The organism is Nitrospinota bacterium (assembly GCA_016208975.1).
Taxonomy (GTDB): domain Bacteria; phylum Nitrospinota_A; class UBA7883; order UBA7883; family JACRLM01; genus JACQXA01.
On record JACQXA010000004.1, the window covers coordinates 1,208,743 to 1,224,907 of the forward strand.

The 16,165-nt window shown below is 54.1% G+C and carries 14 protein-coding genes and 1 tRNA gene; 9 read left to right on the forward strand and 6 right to left on the reverse strand.

The features are described 5' to 3' along the window. The first annotated feature begins 20 nt into the window (after nt 1–20). From HY751_09545 to HY751_09560, 4 genes are all read left to right on the forward strand, one after another. Complete coding sequence (locus HY751_09545) at nt 21–866, forward strand: ParB/RepB/Spo0J family partition protein (protein MBI4666639.1); 846 nt, start codon at nt 21–23, stop codon at nt 864–866. 129 nt (nt 867–995) lie between these two features. Further along, nucleotides 996–1,418, forward strand: a complete 423-nt coding sequence (locus tag HY751_09550; GenBank protein MBI4666640.1) for a polymer-forming cytoskeletal protein — start codon at nt 996–998, stop codon at nt 1,416–1,418. 95 nt (nt 1,419–1,513) lie between these two features. Next, nucleotides 1,514–1,589: transfer RNA gene (locus HY751_09555), tRNA-Arg, on the forward strand. Nucleotides 1,590–1,718: 129 nt separating this feature from the next. Then, nucleotides 1,719–2,018 (forward strand): winged helix-turn-helix transcriptional regulator, encoded by a 300-nt coding sequence (locus HY751_09560; protein MBI4666641.1) that lies wholly within the window; start codon nt 1,719–1,721, stop codon nt 2,016–2,018. Nucleotides 2,019–2,533: 515 nt separating this feature from the next. On the opposite strand, the gene HY751_09565 is transcribed toward HY751_09560, so the two are convergent. From HY751_09565 to HY751_09575, 3 genes are all read right to left on the reverse strand, one after another. After that, entirely contained in the window at nt 2,534–3,532 is a 999-nt protein-coding gene (locus HY751_09565; protein ID MBI4666642.1) for a hypothetical protein, read from the reverse strand. A 148-nt stretch (nt 3,533–3,680) separates the two neighbouring features. Continuing rightward, nucleotides 3,681–4,928: a trypsin-like peptidase domain-containing protein gene (locus tag HY751_09570; protein ID MBI4666643.1), complete on the reverse strand. Its 1,248-nt coding sequence runs from the start codon at nt 4,926–4,928 to the stop codon at nt 3,681–3,683. A 149-nt stretch (nt 4,929–5,077) separates the two neighbouring features. Next, nucleotides 5,078–6,571 carry a DegQ family serine endoprotease gene (locus HY751_09575; protein ID MBI4666644.1) on the reverse strand — a complete coding sequence of 498 codons (1,494 nt, stop codon included), beginning with the start codon at nt 6,569–6,571 and terminating at the stop codon, nt 5,078–5,080. 444 nt (nt 6,572–7,015) lie between these two features. Between HY751_09575 and HY751_09580 the strand changes: the two genes are divergently transcribed. The 3 genes from HY751_09580 to HY751_09590 all read left to right on the forward strand — a co-directional run bounded on the left by HY751_09580 (nt 7,016) and on the right by HY751_09590 (nt 11,472). Beyond that, nucleotides 7,016–7,201, forward strand: a complete 186-nt coding sequence (locus HY751_09580; GenBank protein MBI4666645.1) for a ribbon-helix-helix domain-containing protein — start codon at nt 7,016–7,018, stop codon at nt 7,199–7,201. A gap of 522 nt (nt 7,202–7,723) precedes the next feature. Beyond that, a complete protein-coding gene (locus HY751_09585) occupies nt 7,724–10,165 on the forward strand; it encodes a hypothetical protein (protein MBI4666646.1) in 2,442 nt (813 codons plus the stop codon). Further along, nucleotides 10,162–11,472 (forward strand): hypothetical protein, encoded by a 1,311-nt coding sequence (locus HY751_09590; GenBank protein ID MBI4666647.1) that lies wholly within the window; start codon nt 10,162–10,164, stop codon nt 11,470–11,472. The genes HY751_09585 and HY751_09590 overlap by 4 nt, the downstream gene beginning before the upstream one ends. Here the strand turns inward: HY751_09590 and HY751_09595 are convergent. After that, nucleotides 11,460–12,455, reverse strand: coding sequence for a sigma-70 family RNA polymerase sigma factor (locus HY751_09595; GenBank protein ID MBI4666648.1), 996 nt, complete (start codon nt 12,453–12,455; stop codon nt 11,460–11,462). The two genes, HY751_09590 and HY751_09595, sit on opposite strands and share 13 nt — an antisense overlap. 166 nt (nt 12,456–12,621) lie before the next feature. On the opposite strand from HY751_09595, the gene flgB reads away from it, so the two are divergent. Then, on the forward strand, nt 12,622–13,068 hold the full coding sequence (flgB, locus tag HY751_09600; GenBank protein ID MBI4666649.1) for a flagellar basal body rod protein FlgB: 447 nt from the start codon (nt 12,622–12,624) through the stop codon (nt 13,066–13,068). A gap of 13 nt (nt 13,069–13,081) precedes the next feature. Next, the gene (gene fliE, locus HY751_09605) at nt 13,082–13,384 is read left to right on the forward strand and encodes a flagellar hook-basal body complex protein FliE (GenBank protein MBI4666650.1); all 303 of its coding nucleotides are present in this window, start codon (nt 13,082–13,084) and stop codon (nt 13,382–13,384) included. Between the two features lie 16 nt (nt 13,385–13,400). Here the strand turns inward: fliE and HY751_09610 are convergent, their stop codons facing one another. Both HY751_09610 and HY751_09615 read right to left on the reverse strand, forming a co-directional pair. Next, nucleotides 13,401–13,850: a response regulator gene (locus tag HY751_09610; GenBank protein ID MBI4666651.1), complete on the reverse strand. Its 450-nt coding sequence runs from the start codon at nt 13,848–13,850 to the stop codon at nt 13,401–13,403. Nucleotides 13,851–13,852: 2 nt separating this feature from the next. Next, nucleotides 13,853–16,120, reverse strand: a complete 2,268-nt coding sequence (locus HY751_09615; GenBank protein MBI4666652.1) for an MEDS domain-containing protein — start codon at nt 16,118–16,120, stop codon at nt 13,853–13,855. Between the last annotated feature and the right edge of the window lie 45 nt (nt 16,121–16,165).

Consider the following 16,165-nt stretch of genomic DNA (forward strand, 5'->3'; position numbering starts at 1 on the left):
ATTACAGGCGTTATAATAATATGAGTAGGCCAGCGCTAGGGCGCGGGTTATCCGCGCTTATCCCCTCAAGACCCGTGGAAGAACACAAAGGGGATGTTATAAAGAACATCCCCGTGGAGCAGATTTCCGCCGGGCGGTACCAGCCCCGGATGGTGTTTAAAGAAGACCTTATTCAGGAGCTGGCGGAATCCATCCGCGAAAAAGGGGTTATCCAGCCCATCATCGTGGCGGAGAAACGCTCCGGGTTCGAGCTTATCGCCGGGGAACGGCGGTGGCGTGCGGTTAAAATGCTTGGCCACAAAGAGATACCGGCCATCGTGAAAGTGGTGCGGGACTCGGACGCGCTGGAGATGGCCATTATAGAGAACATCCAGCGGGAGAATTTGAATCCCATCGAAGAGGCGCTGGCCTACGAGCGTTTGCTTAACGAGTTCGCCTTCACCCAGGAAGCTTTGGCCAAAAAGGTGGGGAAGAACCGCTCCACCGTGGCCAACCTTATGCGTCTCTTAAAACTGCCCGAAAAAATAAAGGCGGACATCGCCGACGCCCGGCTGACCATGGGCCATGCCCGCGCCTTGCTGGCGCTGGATGATGAGCGCGCCCAGTTGAAGTTGCGGGACGAAATTGTGAACGCCGGAATGAACGTGCGGCAGGTGGAAAGCCATGCCCAGGCCCGCTCCGGCAAATCGCCCAGAAAACATAAAGGCCCCGATGATGTCCATTTGAAAAGAGTGGCGTTAAGCCTGGAGCGGCGGTTGGGCTCCAAGGTGGAGATAAAAGCCAAGGCCCGGGGCGGCGTGATACACATCCAGTACCACAACGTGGACGAGTTGAACCGGATAATTGATCTTATCGGCGCGGATTAGACCTGTAAAAATCCGCGGCGGGCCAAACAAAAATGTTGTTTAAGCCCATCGGATTGATTTATCCTTTTGCTATTCCCTTTGGCTGGTGGCATGGCTGGATTTCTCGAACAAAAAATACGGGGTGGGGCAATGGCGCGCGAGAGCATAGAAAAACACGAGATTAAAGCCTTCCTTGGTGACGAGACCGAGTTCACCGGTTATCTCACGTTTGAAGGCACCGTGCGGATAGACGGCAAGTTCGAAGGCGAGATAAAAACCAACGACTACCTTATCATCGGCGAGACCGCCCATATCAAAGCGGAAATCAGCGTGGGCGCCATGATGGTTCAGGGCAAGGTTGAAGGCAACATTAACGCCTCCCGGAAATTGCACATCACCAGCAAAGGCGTGGTTATCGGCAATGTATCCGCCACCGCGTTGCATATAGAAGATGGCGCCACGCTGGAAGGCAGTGTGCACATGATGAAATCCGGCGCGGAAGACAACGTTTTGCCCCTCACCCGCCGCAAGGCCAAAGAAGGGGACGAGGCCAAGTCCGCCGTGTCGGCCTAGCGTCATTTCAAGATTACAGCGGGGCGCGTAAAAACGCCCCGCTTTTTTGTTTTTATAACGCGCGCCGCCGGGCAGGTTTATAATCCATCCTGTACGCGCCCGTGGCTCAACGGATAGAGCAACGGTCTTCGGAACCGTGGATTGCAGGTTCGAGTCCTGCCGGGCGCACCAAACATCCAGCCACGTTTCGCAATTGTTATGAGCCATCCCTGGCATGAAAAACTTGACGGCGGCGAACAGGATAAGTACATTAGTATTTGCTAATATACTTTATGGTGGGCCGTGAAGAAAGACGCGGAGTTGTTTAAGGTCTTGTCTGTGGACGCGCGGATCGAGATTATCGAGGCCCTGAAAAAAGAAGCCAAAAGCGTTAATGCGCTCGCCAAAACACTGGGAGTTACGCAGTCCGCCGTGTCACAACATTTGCGTGTGCTTAAAGGCGCGGGCTTGGTTAAGGACGAGAGAAAGGGCTTTTGGGTATTTTATTCCCTTAACCGGGACGCGCTGGAAAAGTGCCGCCAAAGGCTGAACAGGGTGTGCCTCTGCGGTTGCCGGGACCAGTCCGGAGCCGCTAAAGACAGGAATAAACCGGAAAGCTGACATTCTTTTTCGCCATATGTATTAGTTTTTACGCATATACTTTTTTAGAAGGGGGGTGAGGGTAGTGGAGAAGAAGGATTCTAAACAGGCGCCCGTTGAAGTCAGGCTGGAGGCCAAAGCTCCGGCAAAGAGCTGTTGCGCCTGCGGCTGTGTTCCGCCGCTAAAGCAAAAGTAGCCGGTGTCGGGCTGACGGCGGGGCATTTGCGCTCCGCCGGTAATTTTTTCGATGGTGGAGCCGGAGGTGATGAACACCTCGGGGGAGCTTTCTCCCCATTGTTCAAGGGGGAGTGGCTCTGCGAGAGCCGAGGGGGTGAATCTGGTTAGCGGCGCTTGTTATAGGAAAAACCACCCCGGCTCAGGCTTTGCCTTCGCCACCCCTCCTTGGTTAAGGAGGGGAAACTAATCGGATGGTTCTTCTTTAAAAGAAGCACCGCGAGGTGAAGTTTAACCGTAGTTGAAGAACGCCTGGCGGAGCAATTCGCTAGGAAACATAAACCCGTAACATCAGGACTGAATCAAACGCTGGTGTCCAGCGCCTTCTGTTCCGGATTTTTCGCGGCTTCATCCTGTGGGGCGTTGTACAGCGACGTAATCGAAAAACTTTCCTGCCGCATATACGAGTAACGAATCAAGAGCTCTTTCATCAGCATGTCACCGCCGGTGTCGCCCGATGGAGGAGGGGGCGGAGGCGGTGGTGGTGCGACAGCGGTTTCCTCAGCGGGTTCGCTGGCGTCTTCGGTTTTATTCTCCTCATCCCCTTTGCCAAACAAAGCCTGTTCGGGATTTTTCAGTTTTTCCAGCAATTGCGCGAAAATGTCCCGGAGGCGTCTTAAAGATTCGTTTTCCGGCGAGTCCTGCCCATTGTCTGGCAATTTGGGCATTGTATCCTCGATGAACTTCTGCAGATCGCCGGGGATTGCGTCATTGGCGGCGTTGAACAGGCCGGGTATGTCCAGCCCCTTGTTTGCCCCTTCGCCTAACGGGTTCTGTTTAAAATAATCCAGCTTGCCCTGAACGCCGTCTATGAACCCTTTGACTTCTTGGGAGAAAAACTGCGCCACATGGTCCAGCCCTGTGGGACCCATGCCCATCACCTTTTCTATCTCGTTGAAAAGCTGGTCGGTAGCGGTTACGAACTCTTCATAATCCTTTGGATTGAAAGACATCAGGTCGCCAGCGGCGGCGTTCCAGTCCGAAAAAACGCTGGAATCCAACTGGGAAAGTTTATCCGCCGCGCCGTTATATCTGGCCATAAAAGAAAAATCCAGGCTGAGGCTGGAAGAAAAGCTTCTAAAATAATCCTCCCGGGTGGTAACGGAGCCGGAAGAATCCTGCATTGTTACTTGCCGGGATAGCGATTCGGCCTGGGAATAAGAAAGATCCAGGCTTATATTGCCGAAAACGGCGGAGCCAAGCTTTTCGCTTTTATTTGCGTCATCGGACGGAACCGGTTGATTAGACGCGTCAAGCGCCTTCGAAAAATCGCCCGCAGATGGCTGTATTGATGGTTCCACTTGGGGTTGCCGGAAACGTTCCGCCGGATTAAAAAAGCTTGGGCCTATGGATGAAATATTCATAACTGTTCCTCACCAATAATTTTTTATCGGCAGGGAACGGTTTTAGCTAAAGAGGATTTTTAATTGACGGGGGGGAAGGGGAGGGTCAATCCCCAACGGTGATCTGGTAAACGAACTGGTCCCGCTGGATATATACAACTGCGCCGCCCATGGCCTGGCTGTCTATAATGGCGGAACGGTAATCGGCCATGGTATTAGTCTGGGTCAAATTTATGCGCCGGAGTACATCCCCCGCCTTCACCCCGGTGCGGGCCAGCAATCTGGCGTTATCAAGTTTTGTGATAAGAAGCCCCTTGGCGGTGGGAAGCTTAAGCCGGGTGGCGGTTCTGGCGTCCACCGGGGTCAACTGGATGCCCAGCCATTCATAACCTATTTTCTCGGCCAGCGGCCCGGTCATCTTTGTCCCCCTGATGGAAATCTCCAGCAATTTAGGGGACCGGAACACCGTAAAAGATAATTTGCCTCCTTCAGTCCACGACGATAACCTGGAGTAAAGATCGTCCTTATCGGTGATCTTCTTACCGTTCATGGTGGAAATGATGTCCCCAGGCGCAAGCCCGGCTGTGGCGGCGGGGCCGCCAGCGAATACTTTGGTCACCAGCGCGCCCCCTTTTTCCCGCCAGCCCAACCGGGCGCGAAGGTCGCTGGAAATATCCCGGACATAGAATCCGAAGAAGGGCCGGGTAACTTTGCCGTAGTTGATAAGGTCGTTGATTATGGCCTTGGCCTTGTCTATGGGGACAGCGAAACCAATGCCCTCCGCGGGCCTGAACACCGCGGTGGTTATCCCTATAAGCTCGCCGTTGATGTTCACAAGCGCGCCGCCGGAATTACCGGGATTGATGGAAGCGTCAATCTGGAGAAAATCGTGGTACAAACGGTCGTTTTCCCCCTGTATGCTCCTGCCCGTGGCGGAAAGCACCCCGGTGGTAACTGTGTGGGTCAAACCAAAGGGGTTGCCAATGGCGATTATGGTTTCGCCAATCATAAGGTCGCTGGATTTGCCGATAGGCGCCGCTGGCAGAGGGGATTTGGCGTTCACTTTTATCACCGCCAGGTCCAAACTTGGGTCCGTCCCCACCACTTCGGCGGGGAAAGCCCGGTCGTCCGCCAGGGATACGCGAATCTCCGTGGCTCCGTCTATCACATGGTTGTTGGTAAGGATGTACCCCTCCGGACGGATGATAACGCCGGAACCCAGCGATTCCCTTTCCGCAGGCTGAGGAGTAGCCCGGCCAAAAAAATCGCTCAACGGGCTTCTGCCCCGGAAAGGATTGGCGACCGCGCTCCGTGATGTGCTGATGTTCACCACCGACAGGCCGACCTTTTCCACCGCCTCCACCACAGGGGTCCTGCGGTTTGCGGCCTTAGCTGGAGAGGGGAGCGCTATTAAAGCAAGGGTGGCAAAGATAAAAACCGGGAGATTCCTGTTAAAAAATCCCCCGGCGCGTTTATTCAAGAATATGGCCCCAAAACCAGACATCAATTTTCCAAAGGTTTCACCACGATGAAAATGGTGCTTTTCCCGCGTTTAACCAGCATCAACACTGGCTCCGCCGGGCCGGATTTGGCCAAGGCGTTTTTGTAAGACGAAAGATCGTCCACCGGTTGCCGGTTCACCTCGGTGATAATATCTCCGGGGCGGACACCCGCTTCCGCCGCAGGCCCTTGGGGCGCCACGTTACGGACTAAAACCCCTCTGGAACTTTCGGCGTTGAACCGTTTGGCCAGTTCGGGGGTCAGTTTTTCCACCGTAATGCCAAGATCGTCCTTGGCTGGAGCTACCGGTTTCTCCTGCTCGGTCTCTTCCGGCATTTCGCCCAAGGCCAGGGTAATGGTTTTTTCAGACCCGTCCCGGATAATTTTCACTTTAGCCTTTACGCCAGGCTTCAAAGCCCCTACCAGTTTCGGCAAAGCGTCGGAACTTGGCACAGGCTGGCCGTTGAACTCCACAATCACGTCGCCCCGCTTCAGGCCCGCCGACTCCGCCGGGGATTTTTCAAATACATCCCCCACCAAAGCGCCCTGGGCGGATTTCAACTTTAGCGCCTTCATGAAATCCGGCGTGATCTTCTGTATCATCACCCCAAGCCAGCCTCGGGATACTTTGCCCACCTTCAGTTCGCCATAGATGGCTTTCACAGAGTCTATAGGTATGGCGAAACCTATACCTATGTTGCCTTGGGAGAACCCGCCGGTGAAAATGGCGGAGTTGATACCCACCACCTCGCCAGCCATGTTTAACAGCGGGCCGCCGGAGTTGCCGGGGTTGATGGAAGCGTCGGTCTGGATAAAATCGTCATAAGGCCCGGCGCCAATTGCCCGGCCCTTGGCGGATACAATGCCCACAGTGACCGACTGGGAGAACCCGAAGGGGTTGCCTATGGCCATCACCCATTCACCCACCTGAAGAGTGTTGGAGTCACCCAAAGGGATAGTGGGGAGCTTTTTACCCGCGTCCACCTTTATCACCGCGATGTCGGTTTTAGGGTCCGACCCGATGACTTTGGCGGAATATTCCGTGTCCGATCCGTTGTGCCCGTCGCCGAAAGTGACGATAATCTCGTCCGCCTGGTCCACCACATGGCTGTTGGTCAGTATGTAGCCATCCTCCTCCACCACGAAACCGGAACCCAGGCTCTGGCGCACCTGCTCTTTGGGCATGTCTTTATACCAGGGGAAAAACCTGTCGTAAAATTCCTGCATGCGCTCATCTTCCATTTCAGGAGCCATGCGGGATTTCACTTTCTGTTTTGTAGAGATGTTTACAACCGCCGGGGTCCTGTTTTTGGCGATATCGGTGAAAACGGTGGTAGGCATATCTTTGCCCTGCGCCACCACTTTGGGCGCCAGGGCGCTGGAGATGGAATCGGATGAGGAGCCGGATTTGGAGAGCTGGGCTCCGGCCACCGCCCCGATCAATATTAAAATCAAGCCCAAAGAAAACCACCTGGCGTATATTTTGAACTGGCTCAAAGTGTGTAACTCCTAACGGAATAGTTGCTCATTCCAACTAAAAAACATCCTTTAGATAAAAAATTATAACACATCGGCACTCGGCTAAAGTTCCCCGGCGGGAGCTTCCATGCCGGTTTCATTTCAGATTCAGCCAAAGGGTTTGTTTAATTATTAGATGGCCAAAGGTTCATTACGGCGCCCCAAGAAGTCAAAAAAAGGGTAGTGTCCCAGTTTGAAAGTACAGGGGAGATTCTTCACTTACGCTCAGAATGACAATATAAAAGCCGTTGATAACATTGTCATCCTGAGCGAAGCGCAAGCTAAGTGAAGGATCTGTCTATTATTTGAGATTCAAACTGAGACACCACCAAAAAAAGTCTTGACTTGATATTTATTTCTGTCAAAATATTTGTTAATTGAATGCAATTCTTTTATTTAGTGATATTTCGATAAGCGGGGGGAATGGCAAAAAGCATTGAGCAGGAGAAAAAAGTCCCTGTAACCACCCATTTGTATCAACGCCAGATTGATCAACTGAACGAGGTGGCCAGGGAGCTTAAGGTCACGAAGGCTGTCCTTTTCAGGGAGGCCATTGAGCAGTTGCTCAAGCGATACGAAGAGAAACAGTTGAATATAGGCATCAAATGATGCGCTTCCGCCTTTATGGCGGATTGGTTTTCCGGTGTTTGACATAGCGGAACGCACTGCCTGTAAGTGGCACCTACTTGGACGCGCTGGGCCGAGACCACCACTACTGTACTGACCACCAACCCCTGGCTGTCGCAAGACAGCCAAGCAAGAACCACCACATTTCGCCGGCGATGTTCAAGTTATGCCCTCCCGAGAGGGAGGTTAAATATGCCGGTTCCTGGACCCCAAAGCCGGGAACCGGCGATTTTTTTTGATTGGCGGCGCGTTTCCTAAAATTGGGTTGTGTCCCAGTTTAAAAGTACAGGGGAGATTCTTCACTTACGCTCAGAATGACAATATAAAAGCCGTTGATAACATTGTCATCCTGAACGAAGCGCAAGCGAAGCGAAGGATATGTCTATTATTTGAGATTCAAACTGGGACACCACCTAAAATTGACTTGCCTTTTAGGGCTATTTCCCGTCTAATACTTTCCAATATTTCAAGTTAGCCACGCGGTTTGTTAGGGGTGGTTTAGGTTTGAATTTCTTGCCAGTTTTTGTCCGGCGGTTAACGCTGGCGGTATGTCTTCTGGCCGTCGCCTTGTCTTCTTCGGCCTTCGCCCAATCTTTGGGTGTGGGCAGGCTTCTCTCCCCGGGCGACCTGGCCAAATCCCACGCCGAGCTGGACAGCATAAAAAGATGTACAGACTGTCACGACCTCCAGGGCGGTGTTAACGACACAAAATGCCTGGATTGCCATAAAGAGCTGGCCACCCTCGTATCCGCCAATAAGGGATATCACGCCCGCGCCAGCGTAAAAGAAAAGAAGTGCCAGAAATGCCACCCGGACCACAAGGGCAAGGCGTATTACATGATCCTGTGGGACGGGGGCAAGCGGGACTCTTTCAACCATGACACCACCGGTTATGCTTTAAAAGAGAAGCACCGGATATCCGACTGCGAAAAATGCCATAACAAAAAGACCGCCAAAGGCTCCGTCACCTACCTGGGGCTATCAAGGGAATGCGTATCCTGCCATAAGGATGTCCATCAGAAAACCCTTGGGGAAAAATGCGCCGACTGCCATGTGAATTTCCACTCTTGGAAAGGGCTGGACGTAAAGTTCGACCATGACAAGCAGGCCAAATATCCGCTGGAGGGGAAGCATCAGCGCATCACCTGCGACAAATGCCACCCGAAACGGGCAAAGGACGAGGCGCTCTTCAAGGTGGCCGGGTTCGAGCGGTGCGTCACCTGTCACAAGAAAGAAGACGTTCATAAGAACGCCTTGGGCGACCGGTGCGAGAACTGCCATTACGCCGATGACTGGAAGAGGATAAAGTTCAACCACGACAAGGCCAGGTTCAGGTTAAAAGGCAAACATGGCGACGTTAAGTGCGAGAAGTGCCATCCCGGCGGCGCAAAGGCCGGGTTCAAGGTGGCCAAGTTCGACGCCTGCGGTACCACCGATTGTCACGACACCGAGGCCCGCGGCCTGGTTCATGGGGAGCAGTTCAAGGGCCGCAGGTGCGAAGAGTGCCACAACGAGACCACATGGAAGCCGAGCCTGTTCAAGCATGAAGACCCCGCATATAAGGGTTACAAGCTCCGGGGCAAGCACGCCAGGGAAGAATGCGCCGAATGTCACAGGGCCACTTCCGCCACATCCAAATACAAGGGTGGAACGCCGGTGGCGTTGTTCAAACCCATAGAGTCTTCCCGGTGCGACAATGCCGGATGTCACGACATACCCAAACGGGGCGGGAAAGTTCATGGCGACCAGTTCAAGGGCCGCAGGTGCGAAGAGTGCCACAACGAGACCACTTGGAAGCCGAGCCTGTTCAAGCATGAAGACCCCGCTTACAAAGGCTACAAACTGGAAGCGGGCCACGCCAATGTCAAGTGCGAGAAGTGCCATGTGAAGAACACGGCTGGCGTGGTGGTGTTCAAGCCGATAGACACCAGGAGGTGCGACACCCCTGCCTGCCACGACAAACCGGAACGGGGCGCCATCCACGGCAGGCAGTTCGAAGGGGTCTCGTGCGACCAGTGCCATACGGCGAAAAACTGGAAGCCCGCCACTTTCAGCCACGAAAGCCCGTCGTATCGCGGCTTCCGGCTGGAGGGCAGGCACAAAGACGTAAAGTGCGAAAAATGCCATAAGAAAGACGAGTCCACCGTTCCAAGGTACGACGATAAGAGCTGGCCGCAGGTCCACTACAAACCCATCGGGTACGACCGGTGCGACACCAGCGCGTGCCATCCGGACCCGCACAAGAGGCTGTTCGTTCCCCGGCGGTGCGACGAGTGCCACGTAGCCGCCGACTGGAAGAACATGTCCGCCGTGTTCGACCATACGCTGGACACGCATTTCCCCCTGACGGGAAAACACAAAACCGCCAAGTGCGACGAGTGCCACAAGAACAAGACATGGAAGCCGGTGGCCATGGATTGCCTGGCCTGTCACAAGAAAGACGACAAGCATAAAGGCAAGCTGGGCGCGTTGTGCGAGGAATGCCACACCACCGCCACATGGAGCCCCAAAGTGGCCGCCCATGAGCGGACCGGTTTCCCGCTGACCGAGACCCATGCCCAGATGGTTTGCGCCGATTGCCACACCAAGGGCAAAGGGGATTTCTCGGGGTTGAGCCCGGACTGTCAGCAGTGCCATACCGACCCGCATTTGAACCAGATGGGAAGGCTTTGCAACGACTGTCACACCATGCGCAACTGGGAACCCATGAAGTTCAAACATAATTTGACTGGATTCCGGCTGGAAGGGGCCCACAAATACCAGCCCTGCGGCAACTGCCACCAGGGCAGGGTGTACAGGGTGATACCCGGCGATTGTTATAACTGTCACGTGAAAGATTTCATCAGTTCCTCCGCGGTGGCGTTCCATAAGGTATTCAACCCGTCCATGGATCCCAACTGTGCCGGGTGCCATACCCAGTTCACATGGAGCTTGCCGCGCCGATGAGTTTTCGTTATCTGGCAAGAACGGCGCTGATAATAGCGGTCTTGGGGCTGGCCCTTTCGGAGCCCGCCAGCGCCCAGCGGGACGACCATGGCCGTTTCGCCATCGGCCATATCAATATAGACGACACCGCCTCCGCCGGTGATTTCAGCGCCACCACGCTATTCTACCGTTACATCGCCGACAATTTCATGGGGTGGGAAAACCTGTCGTTCAATCTGGACGGCAACACCCGGTTCTCCAACCAGGACTATAACCACGACATCCCCGGCGGCAGGGTGAGCATGGCCAACGTGAAGTTGAAAAAACTTATGGGCCATGTGGACCTTACCCTGGGCCGGTCTTTTGTGGAGGAGTTTGTATCCGAATCGGTGGACGGGGTGGATGTGAAATATTGGCTGGACAACAAGACCGGCGCGGGGGTTTTCGGCGGTTTGCGGCCCGACCCGTATAAAGACAGCGTCAACGCCGATTACAACACCGTGGGCGGATACCTGTTCACCCGCACCGACGAGCTGGGCCTGTCCGCCGGGTACGCATACGACACATACAAAGGCAAGAAAGACCGGGAGCGGATAAACGGCGTTTTCTACATCATGCCGTCCATAGAGAACCTGCATTTCCAGATGTCCGCCGATGTGGACAATATCGATGAAGAAGCCGACGAAGAACACCCTGCCAAACAGGGATGGGAAGTAACCAACCTGTTGGCCCATTTCAACTGGCGGCCCGTCCGGCGGCTGGTATTGTCCGCCACCTATAACGAGTTCCGCGCCATTAACCGGGAAGCCTCGCATTTGGAACAGCGGATTGAAATGCTGGAAGACAAATACACCGTTGCCCGTGTGCGGGCCGAGGGGAGCCTGGGCAAGAGCTTTTATATCTACGGCGGCGTGGATCAACGCTTCCGCGAGGCCGATTCCGCCAACGCCACACAGTTATACGCCGGGTTGCGCGACAGCGATTTTGTGTTAGGCACGCGGTGGGACTTGCGCTATTCGGATCTGGATTATTTCACCTCCAAGGTCAAGGCCGTTTACGGCATGCTGGGTGTTACCGTTGGCGAGTCGTTCAACGTGGAAGGCTCCGCCACGTGGCTGAAGAACACCCAGGAGGGGCAGATGGGCGACCTGGAACAGTGGGTGTACGACGTGACGCTGGACTATTGGATAACAAAGAACATCTACGCCAACCTCATGTGGCAGTACTCTTCCGAGAAGTATCTGGATATAAACTCCATCTACGCCACCCGGTTCGCCGACAACTTCACCACCACCACACTGTACGGCCAGGTGGGTTATCGGTTCTGATTTCGGCCAACCCGGGGTTTTTGAGGCGCCTCCTCCACCTCCCCCACATCTTTCAGCTCTCCGGCCAGGTAGGTTTTCAACCGTTTCATCAACCGTTCCTCGGCCTGCCGTATGGCTTCGCGGGTGACGCCGTGTTTTTCGCCGATTTCCCGTAACGTGAGGGGATTATCGGAAAGCAGGCGATGCTCCAAAAGGTCTTTGTCCACCGGGCGCAGGGTCTGTTTGAACTTATCAATGGCGGCGTGGAACTTTTCCATCACCTGGCGGTTGGCCAGTTCCTCGGAAACGTCCGCCGACTGGCTGGCTACGGTTTCTCCCAGCTCCCTCTTGCCCTCGTCATCCACCGGCTGGTTCAGCGACGCGTCTGAAACGCCCAGGCTCTGCTGGATGTCTATAACATCCTGCTCGGTGGCGCCAAACCGTTCCGCCAATAGCTTGGGCCCGGCCTCAATACCCCCTTCTTCCAGCTGGGCCTGTAACTCCCGCAGGTTGTAGAGCAGTTTGCGCCGCACGTTGGTGGTGCCAACTTTCACAAGGCGCCAGTTGTCCAACAGATATTTTAAAATGTAGGCGCGAATCCAGTAGGAGGCGTAGGTGGAAAGCCGGGCTCCCCGGAACGGATCAAACTTCCTTATGGCGCGCAGAAGCCCATAATTGCCCTCCTGAATCAGATCCATCATGTTCTGGAACTGCGAACGGAACTCGTACGATATTTTGACCACCAGCATGAGGTTGGAAGTAACCAGCCGGAACGCCGCGTCCTTATCGCCCGTTTCACGGAACCGTTCGGCCAGCTCCAGCTCTTCTTCCCGGGTGAGGGCCGGGTATTGTTTTATCTTCTGGATGTAGATTTGGAGCGGGTCGGCGGGCGCCAGCGCTCCATAGTCCGCCCCCGGCACAGATGGCTTTGAAGCTTTCTCAAAACCATTGGGAGACACCTCTTCCCGGGGCGAGTCTTCTTCCAAGTCGTATATTTCGGCCATAGCCAAATTATTTTAACATGCCCCAAAAACCGTTGGAAAAATGACGCCAGCCCGGAAAAATAGGCCTACCCCGTCAATTTATCCACTCGCTCAATTAATGTATATGCTTACTTTACAACTGGATATGTTAGCCCGATGTGTGGCGCCATACTTGCTAAATTGATTGGTGAACGAAAATAGGGTTTTAATCGACATGGGCTTGATAAACGACATATTGCACTCCAACGCCACGCCGAAGATGGCCCAGAAGGCGCTGGATATTTACGCCCAGCGCTCTTTGCTTATCACCAGCAACATAGCCAACGCGGAAACCCCGGGCTACAAAGCGGTGGACATCAAGCCCTTCGAAAGCGCTTTGAAAGACGCCATGGAGTCCAAGGCGCCCATGCTCAAAACAAACGAAAAGCATCTTTCCGGCCCAATGGAAAACATCCAGAACTTTCAGCCGGAGATAGAGGTATCCAACGAACCTGGCCGGCTGGATGGAAACAACGTTAACCTGGATAAAGAAATGGCCGGCCTTGCCCAGACCTCTCTAATGTACCAGACGGTGCTAACCGCCCGCGCCAAGCGGGGCCAGATAATTAACGAAACCATAGACCAGTCCAGATAAGGTGAATTAAGCCATGGCCGATCTTAAGATATTTGGCAACATGGAGCCTATCGGCTCCGCGCTGAAACTTCCAAAACCCACAGCCAAACCCGAAGGGAAATCTTTCGCGGACACCCTTTCCGAATCCATCAAGGAAGTGAACCAGATGCAGAACGACGCCGACCGCGCCATAGAGGATCTGGTAACCGGCAAGAGCAAGAACATCCACGAAACCATGATTACCTTGAGCAAGGCCGAGGTTGCCATGAAGCTCACCCTGCAGGTGCGCAACAAGGTGGTGGAAGCCTATAAAGAGGTGCTGAACACCGGCATGTAGTCCAGATGGTGGCGGCCTAATGCGGAGGCAGGGTCACCACCACCAGCCAAAACTCCTTTAGCCGCTGGATGCTGTTGATGAACTGGTCGAAATCCACAGGCTTGGTTATATAAGCGTTCACCCCCAGTTTGTAGGAATCTATAACATCCCTTTCATGATTGGAGGTGGTGAGCATAATCACCGGGATGGCCCGCAGGATGGGATCTTTCTTTATTTCCATAAGCGTCTGTTTACCATCCATCCGGGGCATGTTTATGTCCAGCAGGATAAGGTCTGGCAGGGGGTGGCGGGCCTTGTCGGTATATTTCCCCTCGTTCCGAAGGTAGTTCAGGGCTTCCACGCCATCTTCTACGATGAAAAGCTCATTCACTATTTTGGAATCGTCCAAAACCCTTCGGGTCAACTCCTGATCCGCCAGATTATCCTCGGCCAGCAGTATCACCGCCGGGCCCGCGTAAGTTTTCATGGTCAGCCTCTTTCTTGGTCAATCCAGGGCTTTAAGGTGAATATGAATTTGGAGCCACCCCCCGCTTCCGACTCCACCCTGATAGCGCCTCCATGCCGGTGAATAAGCTTGCGGCATATGGTAAGGCCCGTGCCAGTCCCTTCATGGGCGGTTTTAGCGGGGATCTTTTTAAACGGTGTGAATATCTGGTTTAAATACCTTTTGTCGATGCCTATTCCATTGTCTTCGAAAGTAATTTCCAGCATTCCGTTCTGATGGACGCAGGACACTTTAATGACAGGCGTTTTGGCCCCACGGAAATTCAAGGCGTTTTCCAGAAGGTTGGCGAATACTTGCCATAACGCCTCCGGATCCCCCAATGCCGGAGGTAGATCTTCCACCAACACTTGCGCGCCCGCTTTTTTAATCCTGTCCGACTGGCCGGCGATAACCCCCTTGAGTAAGGTGTTTAGATCCACCTTGTTCATTTGCAAGGTGGATCTGCCCGCGTTGGAGAGGCTTAAAACATCGTCAACCAGGGTTTTCACCCGGCGGGCCGCTTCGCCAATGAACTTTAAATCCTCAGTCGCCTTTGGCGGCGGATCCACTGCCAGGTCGGTCTTTAGCAGGGCTGTATAGTTCAAGATGGCCCTGATGGGCTCTTGCATGTCGTGGCTGGCAAGGAACTGGAACTCCTCCAGTTCCCTGTTCATCTGCTCCAGCTCGTTTATTTTTTCCTTTATCAGCCGTTCGTTCCACACCCTGTTGGTTATATCCCGTGCGGCGATGGTATATAGCTTGCCGGGCTTGGTTTCGGTAACGCACAATTCCAGCGGGAACCGGGCCCCGTCCCTTCGCACACCGTCTATGATTATCGGCTCACCCCGAGTACCCGTGGCGCTTGCTTTCCAATAATCCTCGAAGATCCTTCCCTGGGTGTCTTGCGCGTCCGGCTGGACGATAAGTGAAATGCTGGCGTCCAGAAGCTCTTTCTCGCTGTACCCCCAAATGGCGTTAGCCTGGCGGTTGACGCGGGTTATTTTGCCTTCCGAATCGACCACAACAACCCCTTCACCGATGGTTTCAAGCACATCGGCCATCTCTTTTTGCGAGTCCAGTATTTTTTGCTGGACGCGCCGGTTTTCCTCCTGGGTCTTAACCCTGTCGGTCACGTCGAAAACGTAGCCTATATAATGGGTCAATGCGCCTTTGGCGTCGCGCTCAATAATGGTGTAGTCATACAGCCATCTTTCATCGCCGGAATAGGTGACAACCCGGTATTCCTGCTCGAAAGATGAAACGCCAGCTGTTGAAAACTCTTCAACCTCCCTGGCCACCCGCTCCCTGTCTTTTTCGCTCACGATTTTGGTGTATGGAACCGCGCCGCTTATGAAATCATCGGCGGGATAGCCGAACTGGAAAACATTGGGCGAAACGTATTCCACTGGCCACCCTTCGGCGGCGCGCCAGCGGAACACCACCACAGGCCCGCCCAGGAAAAGCGCCCGTTCCCTTTGCAAGGTATCATAGGCCTGTTCACGGTCGCCGATGTCCTGTTCCAGCAGGCGGTATGCGGTCTCCAGCTCTTCATTGGCGCGCTTGAGTTTCAGCTCCGCCTGCTCCCGGGAGACTATGTTGTGAAGTAGCCGCTCTACCTCCTGCGACTGGGTCTCCTCTTTGAGGAACTCGTCTGGCGGGATGAAATAATAGTTTCGCGCCACCGTGCCGCCGACGATCACATATGGGTGGGTATATATTATGTTGCGGATTATCTCGGGGCTGAACCTGTTCTTGTTGTATTGGCAGATGGCCAGCAGGGGATAGTCCGGGAAAAAATAGTTCAGCTTGGCTTCGTATTCGATAAGCCTGTCCACCCCGTCTTCCGACCCTAACGCCCAGGTCATTTCCCCGGTGGCCCGCACCGCGGAATAACCCTGCGCCAGCGTTTCATTGGTGATATTTTTCAGGTAATTTATCATCCAGTCCGGGTCGAAATGCCCCTGCTTCAGATAGGCGTCTTGCTTGGTTATCACCGCCAGCGCCCCGGAATCCAGCGCGTCCCGCACATTTATCCCTTCGCCCCTCATGGCGTCCAGCACGGACTCCACGGTGTTTTCATCGGCGATGTAAACGCAACGTTCGTTTCGCTCCAGCCCCACCTTAATGAAAGGGATTACGGCGTTGAACTGCTCTTCCCGGGTTTCATAGATAAGGCACAGATGGTCGTGCGGTTGTAACTTCTGAAGGGTGTCTAGCAGGTCTTCTCTATCGCTGAACGATTGCCCGCACATGCCGATTCACCACATAGCGTTGCTGACGATTTCAATTTACACCCC